This is a genomic window from Paenibacillus sp. YN15, from assembly GCF_003285005.1.
Lineage (GTDB): Bacteria > Bacillota > Bacilli > Paenibacillales > NBRC-103111 > Paenibacillus_AR.
Window position 1 is genome coordinate 166,526 of sequence record NZ_QMFA01000007.1, and the last position, 21,432, is coordinate 187,957.

Annotated in this window: 20 protein-coding genes; all 20 read right to left on the reverse strand. The window is 56.3% G+C overall.

The window, feature by feature from the left end; genetic code table 11:
• Window positions 1-26 precede the first annotated feature (26 nt).
• On the reverse strand, window positions 27-923 hold the full coding sequence (locus DQG13_RS08775; protein WP_113019365.1) for a flagellar hook-basal body protein: 897 nt from the start codon (window positions 921-923) through the stop codon (window positions 27-29).
• Window positions 924-947: 24 nt separating this feature from the next.
• The gene (locus tag DQG13_RS08780; RefSeq protein WP_113019366.1) at window positions 948-1,859 is read right to left on the reverse strand and encodes a flagellar hook-basal body protein; all 912 of its coding nucleotides are present in this window, start codon (window positions 1,857-1,859) and stop codon (window positions 948-950) included.
• Between the two features lie 70 nt (window positions 1,860-1,929).
• On the reverse strand, window positions 1,930-2,928 hold the full coding sequence (gene mreB / locus DQG13_RS08785; protein WP_113019367.1) for a rod shape-determining protein: 999 nt from the start codon (window positions 2,926-2,928) through the stop codon (window positions 1,930-1,932).
• 152 nt (window positions 2,929-3,080) lie between these two features.
• Window positions 3,081-3,371, reverse strand: a complete 291-nt coding sequence (gene spoIIID, locus DQG13_RS08790; RefSeq protein ID WP_113019368.1) for a sporulation transcriptional regulator SpoIIID — start codon at window positions 3,369-3,371, stop codon at window positions 3,081-3,083.
• A gap of 168 nt (window positions 3,372-3,539) precedes the next feature.
• Window positions 3,540-4,418 (reverse strand): M23 family metallopeptidase, encoded by an 879-nt coding sequence (locus DQG13_RS08795; RefSeq protein ID WP_181592653.1) that lies wholly within the window; start codon window positions 4,416-4,418, stop codon window positions 3,540-3,542.
• Between the two features lie 86 nt (window positions 4,419-4,504).
• Entirely contained in the window at window positions 4,505-5,554 is a 1,050-nt protein-coding gene (gene spoIID, locus DQG13_RS08800; RefSeq protein ID WP_258525557.1) for a stage II sporulation protein D, read from the reverse strand.
• A gap of 225 nt (window positions 5,555-5,779) precedes the next feature.
• Complete coding sequence (gene murA, locus DQG13_RS08805) at window positions 5,780-7,108, reverse strand: UDP-N-acetylglucosamine 1-carboxyvinyltransferase (RefSeq protein ID WP_113019369.1); 1,329 nt, start codon at window positions 7,106-7,108, stop codon at window positions 5,780-5,782.
• A gap of 260 nt (window positions 7,109-7,368) precedes the next feature.
• Window positions 7,369-7,617 (reverse strand): DUF1146 family protein, encoded by a 249-nt coding sequence (locus DQG13_RS08810; RefSeq protein ID WP_113019370.1) that lies wholly within the window; start codon window positions 7,615-7,617, stop codon window positions 7,369-7,371.
• Between the two features lie 41 nt (window positions 7,618-7,658).
• Window positions 7,659-10,400, reverse strand: a complete 2,742-nt coding sequence (locus tag DQG13_RS08815; RefSeq protein ID WP_181592654.1) for a S8 family serine peptidase — start codon at window positions 10,398-10,400, stop codon at window positions 7,659-7,661.
• 220 nt (window positions 10,401-10,620) lie between these two features.
• Window positions 10,621-12,147, reverse strand: coding sequence for an NADH-quinone oxidoreductase subunit N (locus DQG13_RS08820; RefSeq protein WP_113019372.1), 1,527 nt, complete (start codon window positions 12,145-12,147; stop codon window positions 10,621-10,623).
• A 56-nt stretch (window positions 12,148-12,203) separates the two neighbouring features.
• Window positions 12,204-13,865 (reverse strand): complex I subunit 4 family protein, encoded by a 1,662-nt coding sequence (locus DQG13_RS08825; RefSeq protein WP_113019373.1) that lies wholly within the window; start codon window positions 13,863-13,865, stop codon window positions 12,204-12,206.
• Window positions 13,855-15,738: an NADH-quinone oxidoreductase subunit L gene (nuoL, locus tag DQG13_RS08830; RefSeq protein ID WP_397333950.1), complete on the reverse strand. Its 1,884-nt coding sequence runs from the start codon at window positions 15,736-15,738 to the stop codon at window positions 13,855-13,857. Before nuoL ends, DQG13_RS08825 begins: the two co-directional genes overlap by 11 nt.
• A 55-nt stretch (window positions 15,739-15,793) precedes the next feature.
• The gene (gene nuoK, locus DQG13_RS08835; RefSeq protein WP_113019375.1) at window positions 15,794-16,105 is read right to left on the reverse strand and encodes an NADH-quinone oxidoreductase subunit NuoK; all 312 of its coding nucleotides are present in this window, start codon (window positions 16,103-16,105) and stop codon (window positions 15,794-15,796) included.
• A 1-nt stretch (window position 16,106) separates the two neighbouring features.
• Complete coding sequence (locus DQG13_RS08840; protein ID WP_113019376.1) at window positions 16,107-16,646, reverse strand: NADH-quinone oxidoreductase subunit J; 540 nt, start codon at window positions 16,644-16,646, stop codon at window positions 16,107-16,109.
• 301 nt (window positions 16,647-16,947) lie between these two features.
• Window positions 16,948-17,403: an NADH-quinone oxidoreductase subunit NuoI gene (gene nuoI, locus DQG13_RS08845; RefSeq protein WP_113019377.1), complete on the reverse strand. Its 456-nt coding sequence runs from the start codon at window positions 17,401-17,403 to the stop codon at window positions 16,948-16,950.
• Window positions 17,404-17,450: 47 nt separating this feature from the next.
• Entirely contained in the window at window positions 17,451-18,455 is a 1,005-nt protein-coding gene (gene nuoH / locus DQG13_RS08850) for an NADH-quinone oxidoreductase subunit NuoH (RefSeq protein WP_113019378.1), read from the reverse strand.
• A complete protein-coding gene (locus tag DQG13_RS08855) occupies window positions 18,455-19,558 on the reverse strand; it encodes an NADH-quinone oxidoreductase subunit D (protein ID WP_113019379.1) in 1,104 nt (367 codons plus the stop codon). Before DQG13_RS08855 ends, nuoH begins: the two co-directional genes overlap by 1 nt.
• 5 nt (window positions 19,559-19,563) lie before the next feature.
• Complete coding sequence (locus DQG13_RS08860; RefSeq protein ID WP_113019380.1) at window positions 19,564-20,238, reverse strand: NADH-quinone oxidoreductase subunit C; 675 nt, start codon at window positions 20,236-20,238, stop codon at window positions 19,564-19,566.
• Complete coding sequence (locus tag DQG13_RS08865; protein WP_113019381.1) at window positions 20,231-20,752, reverse strand: NuoB/complex I 20 kDa subunit family protein; 522 nt, start codon at window positions 20,750-20,752, stop codon at window positions 20,231-20,233. The genes DQG13_RS08860 and DQG13_RS08865 overlap by 8 nt, the downstream gene beginning before the upstream one ends.
• A complete protein-coding gene (locus DQG13_RS08870; protein WP_113019382.1) occupies window positions 20,737-21,102 on the reverse strand; it encodes an NADH-quinone oxidoreductase subunit A in 366 nt (121 codons plus the stop codon). The genes DQG13_RS08865 and DQG13_RS08870 overlap by 16 nt, the downstream gene beginning before the upstream one ends.
• Between the last annotated feature and the right edge of the window lie 330 nt (window positions 21,103-21,432).

Below are 21,432 nucleotides of genomic sequence, written 5' to 3' on the forward strand. Positions count from 1 at the left end.
CCTGCTTGTTTGTTTGCTTGTCCGGTTCAACCGCGCAGATTATTGGCCAGCCCCATCATCGTGTCCGCCGAGGTCAATGCCCGGGAGCCAAGCTGAAAGGCGCGCTGCACCATCATCAGCTCCGTCATCTCATCGGCCAGATTGACATTGGACTGCTCCAGGAAACCCTGCTTCACGCTGATGGGCTTGTCCAGTGCCGTATCCTGGGCAATGGGGCGGACAATGGCAGCCAGCTCCTCCGCATTGGCAGCGGTGCCTTCCGGCACCGTAAAGAGATTATCCCCTACCTGCTGCAGGAACTGCGGGCGGAGAATCCGCACCAGGCCGATTCTGCCCTGCTCCACTGCGCCCTCCTCCGGGTTGGAGCCGCTGTAGGACCATACGGTGCCATCGGCATCCACTCTGATCTTATCCTCAGCGGGGATGGCAATCGGATTATCGTTCTCATCCAACAGAAGATGGCCCTCCTGATTGGCCAAATATAGGTTGCCCGTGTCCGCGATTCCCGCCTCTGCCGCCTGGGCGTCATCCAGCCTGGTCAGCTGGAACCCGCCGTCCCGGGTGTACAGAATGCGGGCAGGCTGCTCCGGGTCGCCGTCGGGCACCCGAACCTTAAACAACCCGTCGCCCTCAATAGCCAGATCCGTGGAGATTCCCGTATCCTTGAAGGTGCCTTGCTGGAAATTGACAGACACCTGGGAGAGCTTGGTGCCCCAGCCCTGATTGAAGCCGAGAGGAGTCAGGCGGCCTTCCTTGCGGAAGCTTTGGGGCTGCTCCTTGATGTTGTTCAGGACATCCTCGAAGGTGGCTTCCTTGCGCTTGAAGCCCGTCGTATTCAGGTTGGCCATATTATTGGCCAGAATGTCCAGCTTCTGCTGCATGCTGTTCATGGATACCATGGCATTAATCATAGAGTGATTCATCTTCGGTCCTCACCTCCGGCCCTATCAGACACGGCCCACTTCATTAACCGCCTTCTCCAGGCTTTTATCGTAAAACTGCACCAGCTTCTGGTTGGCTTCATAAGCCCGGGCCGCAGCCATCATATCCACCACGGATTGGGTCGGGTCCACGTTGGACCGTTCCAAATAGCCTTGATGGAGCTGCACCTGCTCGTCCATCACCGCTTGGGTCACGCCGTCCTCGTCCTCCTCGTTCACCCGGTACACGCCGTTGCCCTCCCGGACCATCCGGTTGGGATTCTCCACCCGGGAGATAAGGAGCGCCTTGGCGGCTCCCGCGTCATCCGTCAGGGGCAACCCGTTGACCGCATCCAACAGCTGGCCGCTGGCCAGGATTTTCACGTTGCCGATAGGCTGGCCGTTGGCATCCTGCAGGGTGATCGGCTGGCCGTCCACTCCCAGCACCCGGTATCCCTCCGGGGTGACCAGCTCCGCGTTTTCGTTCACCGTCAGCTTCCCGTTGCGGGAATAGCGGCGTTCGCCGGCTTCATTCTCCACCGTCAGAAACGCCTGGGGCTGGAAGGTCTTCTCCCCCTCGGGAGAGACATACTTGCCGGACTTGTCAAAGGGCGGCAGATTATTGCCGTTCACATCCCGGAGGATGTTGGACACAAGAGCCACATCCAGGGAATTGCCCGTCTCCTGCAGATCGCCCTGCAGATAGATGGACAGATCCTCCTCCGCCAGCACGCCGGTATTGATCAGGCCCAGCCGCTTCACAGGCTGGCTGGTTCCGGGGTCCATAGCCGAGATCAGCACCTCGGGGAAAGAGCGGGATACCGCGCTGCCCTGCTTAAAGCCCGGCGTATTGATATTGGAAATATTGTTGGTAATGGTATCATGCTTGCGCTGCTGGGTAATCATTCCGGCCACTGCCGTATACATGCCTCTTAACATGACGGAAGATGCCTCCTATCCTGGAAATAACGGGACTTCTCCGGACTCATACCAGACATATATCGGCAGATCAGATCCTTCTTTTAATAACCTTGTCCAAATTGTCCAGCATAATGCCGGTTCCCTTGACCACACAGTGCATCGGGTCCTCGGCCACCAGCACGGGAACCTTCAGCTCTTCGGCAAGGAGCATGTCCAATCCGTGAAGCAGCGCGCCGCCTCCGGTGAGAATAACCCCGCGGTCGATGATATCCGCCGACAGCTCCGGGGGTGTCCGCTCCAGCACCGACTTGGCTGAGGTTACAATGGCGGAAATCGGCTCCCAGAGGGCTTCGCGGATTTCGTTGGAGTTGATGGTGATGGTCAGCGGCAGTCCGGTCACCATATCCCGGCCCCGGATATCCATCTCTTCATAGCGGTCATCGCCGAAAACCGTGGCAATGCGCACCTTGATATCCTCCGAGGTGCGTTCGCCGATCAACAGCTTATACTTATTCTTGATGTACTTCATAATCGAATTGTCGAACTTGTCCCCTGCGATCTTAATAGAAGAGGAGGTTACGATGTCGCCCATGGAAAGCACGGCAACATCCGTAGTTCCTCCGCCAATGTCCACGACCATATTGCCGTAAGGCTGGAAAATATCCATACCGGCGCCAATCGCCGCGGCCTTCGGTTCTTCTTCCATGTACACTTCTTTGGCCCCGCTGCGTTCGGCCGCCTCGCGGATGGCCTTCTGCTCCACGGATGTAATATTCGTCGGCGCGCAAATCAAAATCCGCGGATGGCTGTACCACTGCTTGCCGCCGATCCGCGCAATGAAATGCTTGAGCATCTTTTCCGTAATCTCAAAGTCGGCAATGACGCCGTCCTTGAGAGGGCGAATAGCCACAATGTTGCCGGGTGTACGGCCTACCATCTTCCTCGCGTCTTCACCCACGGCCAGGACATTCTTCGTATCGCTTTCAATGGCCACTACCGAAGGCTCGTCGAGAACCACGCCGCGCCCCTTCACATGAATCAGGACATTCGCCGTCCCAAGGTCAATTCCAATATCCTTGCTGAACATGTTACACGTATCCTCCTAAACCAACCGTCCGTCCCCACAAAAAAGACCGGTGCTTCAAATGTAAACAGGCTAGGGATATATTTCGACATCAAAACGGAATATCCTTTTTCATCACAGGAAAAGTTTTATCGGGTGGGGAGGGGGCGATTAGCTTACGATTTAGCCGATACCAGCTGCTCCGGAGTCCGGGTATGCCGGGTCTTCTTGTATTTGACCTTGGTGGCTTCGCCGCCTCTCAGATGCCGGATGGACTTGTGGTAGTCCAGGATCGTCTTCACCTGATTGGCCAGTTCGGGATTAATCTCCGGAAGCCGTTCTGTCAAATCCTTATGGACCGTACTTTTGGACACACCGAATTCCTTTGCTATGGTGCGGACGGTACTGCGGGATTCCACAATACTTCGGCCGATCTTGATGGTCCTCTCCTTGATGTAATCGTGCACGCCCCTCGCCTCCTGTGCTCGAGATAGTTTGGTACATTATATGAGGAGGGAGTCCATATATGCGTTGTTTCCTGCGCAAGTTGAGCCAAACCCCACAAAAAGGCGGATCGAACGTGAAAAAGCAGGGGGAATCCCCTGCCTTTCGCTTATTCGGTTGGCCTGCCTGCCTTATTTCTTGGCGGCTGCATCGGAGGTTTGGGTGCCGGCCCCCGTTGCCTGGCCGGCAGCGCTGCCGGTTTGGGCTGCGGCTCCGGCTGTGCCGGTTGTGCCGGCGGCATCCGCAGTACCCGCAGTACCGGTGTCGCCGGTGCCGGCCGTGGCGCCCACCGGATTCAGGAACTGCTCCGGATTGACGGATGCGCCGTTGGCGCCTTGGCGGACCTCGAAGTGAAGATGGGTGCCATGGTCCTTCTCCAGCTCATTGCGGCCTGCCTTGGCGATAACATCGCCCTTCTTCACGTCTGCGCCTTTTTGCACATTGACACTGGCCAAGCTTTGATAGACGGTGACCAGGCCGTTAGGGTGGGTAATTTCCACCTGATAACCCACCAGCGGATTTTTCTCCACCAGCGATACCTTGCCGCTCAGTGCAGCCAGCACATCGAATTCCTTGTCATCCTGGCGGGCCAGGTCCAAGCCAAGATGCGGAGTGAAGGTGTCGCCGTATTCTACGAGGGCAGCCTGCTTGATATTGTCTGCGGCCTTTTCCTCATAAAAGGACATAATCTGCTCCACTTCGCCGCGGTCCTTCACCGGCCATTGCATGGTTTCCACGGGGGCCGCTACCGGAACGGCATCCTCGCCGGGATTCATTACCGTTTCAGTAACCGATTGTTTGCCTGCCGCATCCTCCACCGTGCCGCCGCTGCCCTGATAGACCCATACCAAGGTTAGAATAAGGGCGGCTGCTGCCATGTACACGGCGGGAAATACCCACTTCTTGCTAAACAATCTCCTCCAGGAAAATGCGGTTGCTTCCGCAGGAACTGCCTCTTGGGATTCGCGGGTTCCTTTGGTTTCTTGCTCGTTTTTCTTTTGATTATCCATGTTTATATCACCTCATCAACCAGTGTTGCCAGATAGAATCGGTTTATACGCGAGGTGATAGATTTTTTGTTTTTGATTTTAGTAGCCTAGCTTTTGGGATAACCTGTACTGCCGAGGCTCACGCCTTTATAGTAATAGCGGACAATTTCCTCCGCGCTTTTGCCTTCCTTGGCCATGCCGTTGGCCCCCCATTGGCTCATGCCTACTCCGTGCCCGTAGCCGTAGGTGGTAATCTTCACTTCTCCGCCCGACAGCTTCCATTCAAATTGGGAGGAATTAAGGCCCAGCTTTTCCCGCACCTCCCGGCCGGTAAAGGACTTGCCGCTGATGCTGATCTTGGCGATCCGGTGTCCCGCCGTGGTGGAGACAACCTTACTGCCGGAGAGGGTGGCCGAGGCCGTCACCGTCCCGCTCAGACCCAATTTCTTGAGAAAATCCTTGTACGGTATGCTTACCGTTTCCTTGTAGCGCGGGGACAGCTTGGCATCCCAGGGGGAGGGCACACTCCGCAGATAGGGAACCTTGTCTCCCCAATAGTCCTCGGAGTTTTCCGTATAGCCGTTGCTGGTAGAGAAAAATACCGCATTGATCGGTTTGCCGTCATACAGGATAATCCGCCCCTCCGTCTCCAGCACCGCCCGATTTAGCTTCTCCCAGTTGGCCGCGGCCGCAGGTCCGGTCCACTTGCTGGTCAGCTGCTCTTGGGTCAAATAGGCCTGGTGGGCCACCGTATCCGTAACAACTGCGCCCGGGGCGGGAACCTGGCTGGTGTCGTTCTCCTGAAGGCGGCGGACGATATAGGTCCGGGCAGCCAGCGCCTGGGCCTTCAACGCCTCCAATTCAAAGTCCACCGGCATTTCCGCGGCAATTACCCCCCGCACATACGCCTCGATGGGCACCTGGTCAATCCGTTTTTCCCGGGAAAGGTATACAGGCACAAGGGGCAAGGAGGCTTCAATGGATTGTGCGTTGGCCAAAGCAGCGGTTTCGGACTGGCGGACATCCGGCAGCGGCGTCTGCCCGGCCGGGGAATCCGGCAGCAGCGCATGGATTGCTAGGGTCAGCAGGAAGGCGGCTGCAAGACTTGCAGCCATCCAGACAGGGACGTTTTTGCGGATATGGTTCGTGAGATTCATAGCGGGCTCCTTTGGTTCCAAGTAGACTGCGGTGAAATATGATTGACTCATTTCCTCGCAGCTCCCAAGTAGTAGAATGAATAGGTTGTTATCTATCCTATGAGCCCGTTCTTTTTGATAGAACCCGGAAGCTTGCCGCGGAAAAGCCAAAAAGCGCCAGACATCCTTTATAGGCAAGGAATGCCTGGCGCTTCTGCTTTTTCTGCTTTCAATTATGCCGCAAACCTACGCCCATGTAGGGGAAATGGCGAAGATCCCCACATCCTGGCGCTCTTCCGCACGCTCCCGCTCCGCCTCGGGGTCTATCCGGCGGATGTCGGCGCCCATGGCGGCCAGACGGCCTTCCATGTCCACATAGCCCCTGTCGATATGGTGCAGGCCGGTAATTTCCGTTTCCCCATCCGCGACCAGTCCCGCCAGGATCAAAGCCGCTCCCGCCCGCAAATCGGTGGCGCATACTTTGGCCGGCGCAAGCCGGTGCAGGCCGTTGATGACGGCGGAGCGGCCCTCCACATGGATGTGGGCCTTCATCCGGGACAGCTCCTCCACATGCATAAAGCGGTTCTCGAAGACCGTTTCCGTGATAACGGAGGTTCCTTCCGACACAGCCAAGAGGGCCATCATCTGGGCCTGCATATCCGTAGGGAAGCCAGGATACGGCAAGGTTTTCACATCCACCGCCGTCAGTCTGCGGTCGGCATAAACGGACAGTCCGTTTTCCAGCTCGCGGACTTCCGCCCCCATCTCCTGAAGCTTGCTGACGATGGGCATCATATGATCGTAAATGGCTCCTTCGATTCGGATTGCCCCTTGGGTAATCGCGGCGGCAACCATATAGGTGCCCGCTTCAATCCGGTCGGGAATCACCGTATGTACAGCGCCGTGAAGGCGTTCAACCCCTTCAATCCGGATCACGCCGGTTCCGGCTCCGCGGACCTTCCCGCCCATTGCATTTATGTAATTGGCCAGATCCACAATCTCCGGCTCCTTGGCGGCATTCTCAATGAGAGTGGTGCCGGAGGCCAGAGCAGCGGCCATCATAATATTCTCCGTCGCTCCTACACTGGCTACATCCAAGTAAATCTTCGCACCCCTAAGCCTTCCCTTGATTCTTGCTTCGATAGAACCCTGGCCTACCTCGATCCGGGCTCCCATAGCTTCAAAACCCTTCAGATGCTGGTCAATCGGCCTGGTGCCGATAGCGCAGCCTCCGGGCAAGGACACGCGGCACTCCCCGAACCGGGAAAGAAGCGGCCCCATAACCAGGAAGGAGGCGCGCATCTTGCGCACCAGCTCGTAGGAAGCCTCCAAGGAGGTAATATGTTCCGAATTGATGCGTGTTGTTTCATTATAATATTCCGCCTTGGCCCCCAACGTGGCCAAAAGCCGGTGCATCACCTTTACATCCTCCAGATATGGCACGTCATGAATGACGCTTTCGCCCTCCGAAGCCAATAAAGAAGCTGCAATTACGGGCAGCACAGCGTTTTTGGCGCCCCCAACGCGGACGCTTCCCGCCAGTCGCTTGCCGCCGCGGACGATGATATGGCTCATATGGCTAACCTCCGCGTAACAGATTCGTCTTTCATTCCATGCACACTATCCAAAGCATTCGAGAGCCGCCTTCTTTTTGGAGCCGTAGGGCGGACGCGAATCAGGCAATATTTCTTACTCCCATTGTTGACAAATTGTGCGGATGTTATTCGGCTGCAGGTTCTTTTACCTTTACCCGCAGCCCGCCGCTTATAATCGCCATACCCGAATCTGCCCGGCAAGCAGGCGGATTAATCGCCCCTCGCGCATTAATATCCCGTTTAGAACAACCCCTTCATCATCCCGGTCCATTCAAAATAGGCGATCAAAAAGCTGGCCACCTGATAGCCCAGAGCAATGGAGAGAAAAATCAGCAGGATTTTGGCCGGGGTGCTTTTGGGATTCTTCAAAAAGACATCCAGTCGAAGCTGCTGAAGCCCCCACCAGGAAAACGCAATACAGATCAGCACCACCACAATATAGGTCATCCCTGTTACGCCAAGACTGGTAAAAAACGCATCATTATCCATATCTCGATCCCCCCGAGTGGAAATAACTTTCTTCAGCGGACTTACAGCTTCAGCATTCGGGCGGCCAAATGCATCCATTCCGCCCGTGTGGCTGACCGCTCCGGCCGGAAGGTGCCGTCGGGATATCCTTCCGCCCAGCCCTCATCCTTCATTTGGCGGAGTACCGAAATGCCCCAATAGGATTCATTCACATCCGGAAACGGGGAGCCAAACCCGGTGGTGCCCCGTCTATTTGTGGCGTTGGCCAGCATACTCAGCATTTCCATGCGGGTAATGCTGCGGTCAGGGGCAAACTCCACGGCGCTTACCCCCCGCACAATCCCCGCCTTATAGAGGCGGGCCACAGCCGGATACGCCCAATGCTCCTGCGGCAAATCCGCAAAACCGGGAGAGACGCCGCTCTGCAGGCGCAGCGCCCGGTCCAGCATAGCCGCCGCTTCCGCCCTGGTAATGGGGCGGTCGGGATACAGATTGCGCCCGCCGTAGCCATCGATATATCCCTTGCGCACCAGATTGCTCAGCACCGGCTCAGCCCAATGCCCATAAATATCGGAGAATCCCTCGATCAGCCGGTCCACATGCAGCTGCAGGCTGTACAGCTGCTGGCGCACCCCGGCGGAAGAGTTGGCCTTGATATAATAAGTGCCCGCAGGCAAGGTCAGATTGGAGCCCCAGCTGTCTCTATCCATCGGTGTAACCGGCATCGAAATTTCCTTCAGGGTTCCATCCAGCAGCTGGAGGCTCACCCCTTCCGAATCGGGGAACAGGTTAAACTCCACATGGATGCTGCTTTCTCCCTCCAGCTTGAAGCGGTACCAGTCCACATCCGTATCCGGATCAATCACACCCAGATAGTTTTCATCCGGCGTCAGAGTAGTAGCCTGATAGGATCTGTTGTTGGGCTCAAAGGGGTCTTCATACGAGGTGGCCAAATGAATATCCAGAATATATTCGCCCACAATGGGATAGGTATAGCTGGCCAGATTGGAAACCCGGATATAATAGAGCCCCGGCGTAACCTCCGCCTGATAGGATTCCAGCTCCCCGTCTCCATTGTGGTCAATAACCAGCTCCTTGCCGCCCTTCTTCATAAACGTCAGCACCGGGTCCATCCGCGAGGTGTCCGGCGTGACCTTCAGCCGCAGGGTACCCGGCTGGTCCACAGGAAGACTGAACCAGTCCTGGTCCTGGTTATGGCTGAAGGTGCCTACCAAGAGCTGGCTCCGTGACGGGAGGGTATAGGCTTTGTACTGCCGGTCATTATCCTCAAACGGATCCTCATAAATCCGGAAATTCACCTCAAGGGAGTAAGGAGAGGGGGCGGCGCCTGTAATGCGGACATAATGTCTGCCCTTCTTGACCGGCACCGCATTTCCGGAAGGGTTCCGGATCTCGGCCACCTCTGTGCCGCCTTCGGTCACATGGGTTGCCGCCAATTCGGCCGCAGTCCCGCTCAGCTTGTACTGGGCGTAGCCGTCGTAAGGAGCCTCCCAATAGAACCAGTCCTCATCCCCCTGTTCCAAATAAGCGGCAATGCTCTTATTGGAGGAAATGGGCTTGGCTGCATTCTGCCGGTTGTTGGGCTCGTAGATATCCCGCTTCAGCTCCTCCCGGACGGCTCTGTCCACCCGCAACAGACCGTAGCCCGTCTCCTGATCCCAGCCGGTTGGGCCAAGATCCTGGGCGGTCTGCTTCAGCAGATTGCGCAGCTCCGCAGGGCTTAAGGCCTGATGGGTGGACCAGGCCAGGGCAGCGGCTGCGGCTGCCTGGGGCGCCGCCATGGAGGTGCCGTCCCGGTACTCATAAGCGCCTCCCCGGACGGTGGTGAAGACGATCCAAGGAGCGGCAATATCCAGCTCCGGCCCGTAATTGGACAACGATTCCCGCGCATTGTCGGGCCCGACTCCGCCGACCGCCAACACCGTGTCGTAGGCGGCGGGGTATTTCACCGCATCCCCTTCGTTCCCGGAGGCGGCTACAAGAAGCACGCCGGCCAGCTCCGCTTCGGCCACAATCTGCTCCATATAAGCGGACCGCTTGTTCAACCCCAGGGACAGTACCACAATACGGGCGCCGTTATGAACCGCATACCGGATGCCCTCCCCCAGCTTATCCTCGTCTCCGTTGCCGTCGGCCTCCAGCGCCTTAATGGGCATAATTTGGGCATTCCACAGCAAACCTGCCGTCCCTTTGTCATTGTCGGCAGCCGCCGCGATCACACCGGCTACATTGGTGCCGTGCCCGTTGTCGTCGTCGGGATACGCCCCGTTCTCAATGAGATTGATGCCGGGCACCAGCTTGTCTTCCAGATCAGGATGACTCCGGTCCACCCCTGTGTCCACCACGGCAATGATCAGGTCGGAGCCGGTAACCACATCCCATGCTTCCTCCGCCCGAATCTGCTTCAGATAATGCTGGTTGGGCAGCAGCGGATCATTGGGCGCCCGGGCCGCCTTCACCTTCTGGTTGGGGGAGACGGACTCCACCAGCGGGCTCTCCTTCCAGCGGGCAAGCCATTCCTCTTCCCCCAGCGGCTGCAGCGGCATGGCCACGGTGACATGGGATGCCGGATATTCCCGGATAATCCTGCTCTCCGCCAGGAAGGCCACAGGCGGGTCCTGACGCCACTGAATGATCCATTCCCCGCTTGCCGCAGCAAGCTTGCCCGGCTGCTTCCCGGCGCTTCCGGCATCGGAGGGAACCATGATGCCGGCGCAAACCAGAAGCGCCAGCGCGCACACCATCATCAAACATCTATATCCAATGGATCGCTCCATTTTCATCTTCCCGGCACCTCCCGGATTCCGATTATTTATGTGGCTGCCAGCTGTCGGACGGAATCCTTTCATGAAAGAACACTCCAAAATCACATTATACATTACATCCGGAGCTTGTGGGGAAAATGGGGGAAATTTCTTATTGTGGAAGCGCATCCATTTTGTTGTCAGATACAAAAAGCCGGCTCCCTTTATATCAAGGGAAACCGGCATCCATAACCTGTTGTTACGCTGACCAGAGATCGGAAGTGAAAGAGAAAATTTGACTGATTCCGTCCATGAGCAGATGGGGGAAGAAGCCCATCAGCACACCGGCAACGGCACACAGCCAGAGGGTAATTATCAGCGGCGCAGCAGGGCGCACAGGGGTTTCATCCTCGTCCCGGCGCATGAACATCTGCCGGACCAGACCGAAGTAATAGTAGAAGGAAATCACACTGGTCAGGATCATCACCGCGGCCAGCCAATATTGGTGATTGGTCACGGCGCCGAACATAATGAAGATTTTGCCGAAGAAGCCGCCTGTCACCGGAATGCCGGCCAGGGAGAGAATGATCAGCACCATGGCCACCGCCGACCAGGGCGCCCGGTAATACAGGCCGGCCAGCCCTTTCAGGGCGGTTGCGCCGCTGGACCGCTCCACCAGCATAATCATGGCAAAGGCGCCAATGTTCATAAACAGGTAAGCGATGAGATAGAACAGCAGCTCCTCAAAGGTGCTGTGATGCACCATGGAATACCCTGTGGCGATAGGAACCAGCAGATAACCGGCATTGGCAATTCCGGAATACGCCATCAGCCGCTTCAAATCCGTCTGCCGCAAGGCCATGGTATTGCCCACAATCATCGCAACCGCCGCCAGGGCGGACACGGCCAGGAAAGCGTCATGCCCCAATGGGGTGTCCGTGCTGCCTGCCAAAAGATCATAATAGACATAGATCAGAACCCGGAACGTGACGGCAAAGGCTGCCGTCTTGGACACCACCGCCAGGAAAGCCGTAACCGGCGTAGCCGCTCCCTGGTACGCATCCGGCGCCCAGGTGTGGAAGGGAGCCGCCGCTACCTTAAAGCCGAAGCCCGCCAGAAGCAGGAAGAAGGACAAATACAGGATCGGGCCGAAGCTTTGCCCCGCAGCCGTCGTATCCAGCGCCGTCCGGATATCCAGCAGATTGGTGGTGCCGGTCATGCCGTACAGAAAGGACATGCCGTACAGAATCACCGCCGAGGAGACGCCGCCCTGGATCAAATATTTGAAGGCCCCCTCATTGGCCAGATGATGCTTTTTGCGGATGCCGACCATGATATACGAGGTAATGCTCAAGGTCTCAAGGCCGACGAACAGAGTGATCAAATCCGCCGAGGAAGCCATAATCATGCCGCCCAATACCGCAGGCAGGAACAGATAATAAAATTCCCCTTCGTGCTGAATCTCCTCTTTGTTCACACTGCCCAGGCTTATAAACACCACAAGTCCTGTGCCTGTCAGCAGCACCAGTTTGATCAGATTGGCAAAGTCGTCAATCCGGTAGCTCTGATTCAAGAGAGAAATCGGCTCATCCGTACCCAGCCGCGGGATAACCAGGGCCGCCGAAACCGCCAAGGCCAGCACCGTCAGCCAGCCCAGAAGCGTCCGCCTTTGCCGCGCAGGCAAGAACAAATCCAAAATCGACAAGAGGATGGCGGAGATGACCAAGGCCAGCTCCGGGGCCATATAACCTAAATCCCCGATGCGAAGTCCACTTAATTGACCCATTGATCTAACCTCCTAAGAGTTTTCGCAACAGTGAAAACCGGCATCGTAAGCATACGCTATTTCTTTGCCGTAATGGTTTGAATGAAGGAATCGAAATCGGCCACTGTCTGGTGTATGGTCTGGGTCAGGATTCCCGGATATACACCCAGGAGGACGATAAACGCCGCCAGGATGATCATGGGGATCGCCTCCACCAGCCGCGCATCCTTTAATCCGCTGTATGCCGGCCGCGCCGGACCGTAGCTGATTCCCAGCACTCCGCGGAGCACGTACACCGCCGCCAAAATAATGCCCAACGTCCCCACCACAGCGGCAGCCGGAATGGAATCGAATAATCCCAGGAAGGCCATCAGCTCGCCGGGGAAGCCCGACAATGCCGGGAGCCCCAGGGAGGCCATGCCCGCCAGCATCAGGATGCCGCAGATAAACGGCAGCGACTTGGCCAAACCTCCCAGCTCCCGCAGGTTGGTGGTTTCTGTCCGTTCATACAAGCTGCCCACCAACAGGAAGAGGAGCGCCGAGATGAGCCCGTGGGACACCATTTGGAAAATGGCCCCCTCCAGTCCCGCCAGATTAAAGGCGGCGATCCCCAGGATGACCACACCCATGTGGCTGATGCTGGAGTAAGCCAGCAGCAGCTTGAATTCCTCCTGCCGCAGCGCCAGCACCGCGCCGTAGACAACATTGATGACACCCAGCACGGCAAGGGCAACCGCCCAGGCCCTAGCCTCCTGCGGGAACAGGAGCACCCCGAAGCGGATCAGCCCGTACGCCCCCATTTTCAGCAGAATCCCCGAGTGGATCATGACAATGGAGGGCGGAGCCTCGGCATGCACCTTCAGCATCCAGGTATGGAACGGGAAGATGGGCAGCTTGATGCCAAAGGCAATCAGAATCAGCAGGAACATCACATGGCTGCCGCTGATGGTCCAGGACCAGCTTTGACCCAAACGGATGGTCCATTCCAGAGCATCTTTCAGATGGAAGGGGTTGCCCTCGGCAATCATGTTTACATAGGAATCCTCACCTGATCCAAACAGGTTTTTCTGGATTTCCCCCAAGTGTCCGGTGAAGTAAAACTCGCTTCCGTTCTGGCCGAACCCGGCCGTCGCTACCAGAATGAGGAAGGCGATGAGCATAATCGCCGAACCGACACCGTTATACAGCAGGAACCGGTTGGCCGCCTTTTCCCGGTGAATGAATCCCCAGATGCCGATGAGGAAGAACACGGGCACCAGAGTGCTTTCGAAGAACAGGAAGAACAGGAATAGATCCTGGGCCATAAAAACACCGAACATGCCCGTCTCCAGAAGGAGAAATAAAATATAGTACAGCTTCCAGCGTTTTTTGATGAACTTGGATGCCAGCGCCGCCATGGCTGCAACCAGCGCCGTCAGGAACACCAGCGGCAGGGACATGCCGTCCACCGCCAGAATATAGTCGAACCGGAGGGTCAAGCTGCTTATCTGTTCCGCCAAATCGGGACTTACCGGCAGCGGCAGGTGAATCCAGCTGTACTGCTCGGCGTATTGGTAGCCGGGCGTAGCCGTATTGAAATCCACATACAGCCAGGTGACCAGAGCAAGGGGAAGCAAGGTGGCGATAATAGCGGTGAGCCTAAGCCATTTGCCGTTTTCCTTCGGGATAAAAAGCAGCGCCAACACTCCCAGTAGCGGAGAAAAGGCGATCATGCTTAGAATCGGCAGATCATCCAACATGGAAGAACCTCCTTCCTGCAAAGGCCAGGATCAGCACCACAATGGACAGAAGGGTCACCAGACCGTAGGTCTGAACCTGGCCGTTCTGCACCCGCCGGCCCACATAGCCGATCCCCCGCACACCGGCGGCAACGGCGCGGACCGCTCCATCAATAATGAAGTCGTCCACCAGCTGCAGGAGCTGGGCCAGCTTGTGCAAGGGAGTGACGATAATCCATTGGTACAGCTCATCCACGTAATATTTCCGGCCAAGGACGCGGTACAATCCGGTTGGCTCCTTTTGGGTACGCTCCCTGGCGGAGCGGTACATAAACCAGCCTAAGCCGATGCCGGCCAGAGCCGCCGCCGTGGACAGAAGCATCACCGTCCACTCCAGGCTTTCCGTTCCCGCCTTGCCATCCGTCAGCCAGTCCCCCAGCCAGGAGTTGGCTCCCGGAACAAAGACGAAGCCGGCTGCAACCGCCAGCACCGCCAATACGGCCAGCGGCACGGTCATGACAGCCGGGGATTCATGGGCCTGGGCCGCGCCTTCGCTTTTGCTTTTGCCGGTGAAGACCAGCATAAACAGCCTCGCCATATAGAAGGCCGTGAGGAAGGAGCCAAGCAGCCCGACGGCAAACACCAGCTTATTCTCGTGATAGGCAACCGCCAGGATGGCATCCTTGGACCAGAAGCCGGACAGGGGGACAATGCCGGACAAGGCCAGCGCGCCGATGGCAAAGGTCCAGGCGGTCAGCTTCATGCGGCGGCCCACTCCGCCCATCTCATGAATATTTTGGGTATGTACGGCATGGATCACGCTGCCTGCTCCCAGGAACAGCAGCGCCTTGAAGAATGCGTGGGTGAACAGGTGGAAAATCCCGGCGGTATACGCCATCCAGGTGCCCAATCCCATGGCCATCATCATATAGCCCAGCTGGCTGACCGTGGAGTAAGCCAGAATCCGCTTGATGTCATTCTGCGCCAACGCGATAGTGGCGGCGAAGATGGCCGTAAAGGCGCCGACGATGAGCACTACGGCCAAGGCCGCATCCGAAGCCAGGAAGATGTCATAGGTTCTGGCTACCAGATACACGCCTGCCGCCACCATGGTGGCCGCGTGAATCAGGGCGGAGATGGGCGTTGGCCCTTCCATGGCGTCGGGAAGCCAGACATGCAGCGGGAATTGGCCGGACTTGCCTGCCGCGCCGATAAAAATCAGAATCCCAATGCAGGTAATAATGCCCGGGCTGATATCCGTTGATCCCTGAAAGGCATTGTGAATGGACGGGAAGTCCAGGCTGTGGTCGGGCACATACCAGAACAGCAGCAGCACGGCAATAAACAGCCCCACATCCCCGATGCGTGTGACGATAAAGGCCTTTTTGGCCGCCGCCCGGGCCTCGGGCTTGTGGTACCAGAAGCCGATGAGCAGGAATGAACACACCCCTACCAGCTCCCAGAACACGTACAGCTGCAGGATATTGGGCGAAATCACCAGACTCAGCATGGAGAAGGTAAACAGCGACAGATAGCTGTAGAATACGGTAATGCGCTCATCCTTGGCCATGTAGCCGGTGGAATACAGATGCACCAGCACACTCACCAATGCCACCACCACCAGCATCAGCGCATTCAAATTGGTGACCTCAAAGCCGAAGCGGACGGAAGCATCCCCGATTTTGAGCCACTCAAACTCATCCCACCGGTAATCCCGCACATCCCCCAGGCGCTCAAACAGGATGAAGAGCGACAAAATAAAAGACAGCAGCACCCCGAAGGTACCCACTATTGTACCGGTGCTTTTCATCTGCTTGCCGAAGGCGATGAGAATGAGAAAGGCCAGCAGCGGAAACACGGGAACTAGCCACGCCAGATGTGAGAATTCCAACACGAACCCCCCTTAGAAGCATCTACTCGGACATTGGCCGGAAAAGGCCAAGGCAAGCTTATTTTTTCAGCATATCCATTTCATTGACATCCGTGGTGCCCCGGTTCCGGTACAAGGCAATAAGAAGGGCTACGCCTACGGCAACCTCCGCCGCCGCTACCGTAATATTAAACAGGGAGAATACCTGGCCGGTAATGGAGGGATTCACTCCCAGCTTGGAGAAGGCCACCAGATTCAGGTTTACCGCGTTCAGCATCAGCTCTACGGATAAGAGCACGATAATGGCGCTTTTTTTGGATAAAGCCCCGTACAGACCGATGCAGAACAGAATGGCGGCCAGCATCAGATAGGAGCTGATTTGGTCATTCATGCTACTCCTCCTCTCGTTTGGCCAGCACAATAGCGCCGATGAAGGCCACTGTCAGCAGCACGGACATCAGCTCGAAGGGAATCACATGGACACTGAACAGCTGGGTGCCGATGGCCTCCGTATTGTTTTCGCCGGGATCGAAGGCAGCGGGTGCCGGAAAGCTGGTGTTCTGGATGGCGTAGAACAGGATGCCGAAAAAGGCAACGATGCCGATGCCCAGAAGCCAATTATGCAGCGGGCGCTTCAGCTCCGTCTCCTCGCTTTCGTGCTTGGTCATCATAATGCCGAAGATCATCAGAATGGAGATGGCCCCGGCATAAATCAGCACCTGCACAAATGCCACAAACTCCGCGTTCAGGAGCACATACAGCCCGGCCAGACTCAGGAAAGTCACGGCCAGAGAGATTACCATGTGGATCACGCGGGTCAGGTTCATGGCGAAGATAGCCCCGCCGATAGCCAAGAGGGCAAACACAAAAAACATCAGATTGGCAGGAATCGTAAACAAATCCTTCAGGCCGTCCCAGATTGAACCGAACATGCCAGTACCTCCTAAAAGTTTTTGCGTAAGCAAAAACTGACTTCGTAAGCATCCGCTGGGCTTTCCTGGAAGGAAAGCCTACTTCGTAAGGATAAGCTAAGTTTTTGCGTAAGCAAAAACTGACTTCGTAAGCATCCGCTGGGCTTTCCTAAAAGGGAAAGCCTACTTCGCAAGTATACACCATATTTTACCAACGTTCACGCACAATGTATAAACCTTTGGAAAACCTGTACAAACCAACCTCACGGCGCCCCTATTTAGAAAGCCCAATGCGCACAGGCAAGCTGAAACGGCAAGCCCCTTACTCCTTGGCCGCCCCTACTTTCCCTTTCGGCAACTGCGAGATATTATCCTGCCGGATCAGCTGATTGTTATTGTCCAGCCACTCCCGGTCCTTGAACAGATCATCCCGGCTGTATGCAGCCAGCTCGAAATTATTAGTCATCACAATGGCCTCGGTGGGGCATACCTCCGTACACAAATCGCATAAGATGCAGATTTCAAAGTTGATATCGTAGGTATCGATCACCTTGCCCTTTTTCTCCGGGTCGGGATTAGGCTTGCCCGTCAGGGTGATGCATTCCGTGGGACAAATCCGGGCGCACTGGTTGCAGACGATGCATTTCTCAGGATCAAAATGCTGAATCCCCCGGAAGCGGTCAGGCATCTTCAGCGGTACATCCGGGTAGGCGTATGTGACCTTCTTTTTCAACATCTGTTTGAAGGTGAAGCCCATTCCCTTGACAATTCCCCTCATGCCAACGCCTCCTCGCAAAAGTATTCGCTTCAAGAATGACCAGCCGGTCAGAACAGCTCCATCACCAGCGCCGTAATAAAAATATTGGCCAAGGCCAGGGGCAGCAGCACTTTCCAGCCGAAGCTCATCAGCTGATCCACCCGAACCCGGGGCATGGTCGCCCGGAGCCAGTACAGAAGGAATACCACTGAAAAGAACTTCAGCAGAAACCAGATGATGCCCGGGATAAAATCAAGGAACGGGAGTGGCGCATACCAGCCGCCCAGGAACATGGCGGTGGTCAGGGCCGCGATAGCAAACATGTACACATACTCCGCCAGCATGAAGAACGCAAAGCGGAAGCCGCTATACTCCACGTGATAGCCAGCCACCAGCTCCGATTCCGCCTCCGGCAGGTCGAAGGGCGTCCGGTTCAGCTCGGATACGGCCGCAATCAGGAACACCCCAAAGGCCACAATCTGCGGCAGGAAGTTCCAGTTCCAGAAGCCGGAGCCCTGATGCAGCACAATGTCCCGGATGTTCATGGTGCCGGACATCATGATAATGCCCGTCATGGACATGACCAGGGGAATCTCGTAGCTGATCATCTGCGCGGCGGAGCGCATTCCGCCAAGCAGCGCATATTTATTGTTGGAGGCCCAGCCCCCCAGCACAATGCCGATGGTGGAAATGCTGGACAGCGCCGCATAATACAGCACCCCCACATTCAGGCTGGAGAAATACCCCCAGCTGGTGTAGGGAATCGCTGCCAGGACGGCAAAGGAAGGGACAAACACAATCGCCGGGGCCAATATAAACAGATGCCGGTCCGCTTTGGCGGGGATGGTATCCTCCTTAATCAGCAGCTTCAGCACATCCGCCACCGTCTGGAGCAGTCCCTTAGGCCCCGTCCGGGTGGGACCATGCCGCAGCTGCATCCAACCGATGACCTTGCGCTCGAAAAAGATGGCATAGGTTACAAAGCCCAACACCAGCAGCAGCATGGTCACCCCTAGCAGAAGAAACCGGCCGAAGCTGCCCAGGGTCAGCTCTCGGGTCAATAAGTCCGTCATCAGCCATCCACCTCTCCGACGACAATATCAATTCCGCCCAGAATGGTAATCAGGTTGGTCATGGTTTCCCCAACCAGCAGCTTGGGGAGAATCTGCAAATTGACAAAGGAGGGCCGCTTGAACTTCAGCCGGTACGGCTTATCCTTGCCTTTCGATATGATGTAGCAGCCGATTTCCCCCCGGGGGGATTCGATGCTGGCGAACAGCTCGCCCTCCGGCACGCGCAGCACCCGGGGAACCTTGCCCATGGTTTCGCCCTCGTGAGGGAACTGCTCCACCGCCTGCTCCAGAATCCGCAGGGACTGGACAATCTCCTCCATCCGCACCAGGTAGCGGGCATAGCAGTCGCCTCCCGTTTGCACCGGCACATCGAACTGAAAGCGGTCATAGATGCAGTAGGGCTGTTTTTTGCGCAAATCATAATCTACACCGGTACAGCGGAGGTTGGCCCCGCTTAGCCCAAAGTTAATGGCCGTCTCCGCATCATAACGCCCCACGCCCTTGATCCGCGCCAGGAAAATCTCATTGCCGCTGACCAGCGTATGGTATTCCTCCAGCTTGCCTTTCATTGAATGGACAAACTGCCTCACCTTCTCGATCCAACCCTCGGGAGCATCCCACTTTACACCGCCTACCCGCATGTAATTATAGGTGAGACGGGCTCCGCTCAGCTCGTTGAACAGATCGATGATGGTTTCCCGGTCGCGGAAGGCGAACAGGAACGGGCTCATGGCTCCGATATCCAACAAATATGTACCCCACCAAACCAGGTGGCTGGCAACCCGCTGCAGCTCCATCACAATCAGCCGCAGGAATTGGGCCTTCTCGGGAATCTCCAGCTCCATCATTTTTTCAACCGTGTGAACAAATACATAGTTGTTGGTCATGGCCGACACATAATCCAGCCGGTCCGTATAGGGGATAATTTGCGTATAATTCAGGTTTTCCGCCAGCTTCTCGGTGCCCCGGTGGAGATAGCCCATGACGGGAATCGCCTCGGTGATCACCTCGCCGTCCAGCTTGACAATAACCCGGAACACGCCGTGGGTGGATGGATGCTGCGGGCCCACATTCAAGAGCAGTTCTTCAGTACGCAATGCCACTTGTGTCACACCTCCGGATCCAGCGGTTCGTAGTCCTTGCGGAGAGGATGGCCTTCCCAATCGTCCGGCAGCATAATCCGCACCAGATTGGGATGCCCCGGAAAATCCACCCCCAATAAATCGAATACCTCCCGTTCATACCAGTCTGCCCCCCGCCAAACCCCGGTGACAGAAGCAACGGAAGGAGCGTCCCGGTCCAGCTTCACCTTGATGCAAAGCTCCTGCATATCCGCAAGCCTTAGAAGATGATAAATCACTTCCAGATGAGTCTCCAGATCAGACCCTGCCAGGCTGCGCAGATAGTTCATCCCCAGGCCGGAATGGTCATGCAGCAGAGGAGCGGCCTCCTTCATAAAAGCGGGGTCCAGCACCACACAGGGAATATGGTCATCCCGCTCATTGATAAAAGCCTCCAGCACCGCCGCCTCTCCCAAGGCTTCCTTCAGAATGCCGACGAAGCCTTCCAGCACCGGCTGCTTGGGGGACGGGGCCTTGGGCGGAGCATCCGCCCCTCCCTCTTGGCCCGCCTCGGCCTTCTTCGCCGCTTCCCGCGCTGCCGCCCGGGCCGCTCTCGCTTCGGCGGCAGCCTTGGCTTTAGCCTCCTTGGCCGCAGCCTCATCCGCCCCACCCTCCGCCGCTGCAGGGGGCTCCACCGAGGGCTCCTTGATTTCGTCACTCACGTGCCGTCACCTGCTTCCCGGTTTTGGCTTCATACCGTATCTTTTCCTGCAGCTTGTTAATACCGTAGATCAGGGCAGCCGGATTGGGCGGGCAGCCGGGAATGTACACATCCACCGGAACCACCTGGTCCACCCCTTTGACAACGGAATAGGACCGGATATACGGCCCTCCCGCCGTCGCGCAGGAGCCCATGGCAATGACCCATTTGGGCTCGGGCATTTGATCATACAGCCGGCGCAAAAGAGGAGCCATCTTCTTGGTCACCGTTCCCGCCACCAACATCACATCGGATTGCCGGGGTGAGGTCCGGAATATGACGCCGAACCGGTCCAGGTCATAGTGGGACGCCCCGGTTCCCATCATTTCAATGGCGCAGCAGGCCAGCCCGAAGGTCAGCGGCCACAGGGAGTTGCTTCTTGCCCAGCCCTTCAGCTGCTCCAAGGTGGTCATAAACACGTTGCGCTCCAGCTCCGCCCGCTCCGCCGGAGAAATATCCGCTAAAGTGAAGTCCATTGCAGCACCTTCTTTTTCCAGGCATAGATGAGACCAACCAGCAGCAGAACCACAAACACCATCATTTCCACCAGCGCAAAAAGCCCCAGCTTGTTGTATGCTACGGCCCAAGGATATAAAAATACGGTTTCCACATCAAAAATGACAAACATCAGCGCAAACAGATAATACCGGATGTTAAAACGGACTTGACCCACTCCCACCGGCTCGTTACCGCTTTCATAGGTAGTCGCCTTTTCAGGAAGCGGTCTGGATGGCCGCAGCAGCCGGCCGATGGATAACGCAGCGATGGGCAGCAGGATGCCCAAGCCGATGAATATGGCCACCAGAACATAGTTGTTGGTGTACATAACCGCCATCACCTCCGTAAGCTATAGTTTTTTCATATGATGTACTTAAATTTACCTTATAAACGCCTTCCAATTATAACAAACCTACAATTTTGTGTCTAATAAAAATGATTTTAAATAAACTTTTATACAGAATGATGCGTCTCCTTTAATAAAGGGTAAAATATCCTCTCTTGCTTTATTTTATTCCCGGATACGGATTAAAAGCAATCCGAGATGACCATAATGCAGATAAAAGCAAAAATATTACAGCTTGTGGTAAATGTTCACAAAACGTTCGCGAACGGATCGTAAAAACTCTCATATGGTATAATAGAAATGTGGGAAAGC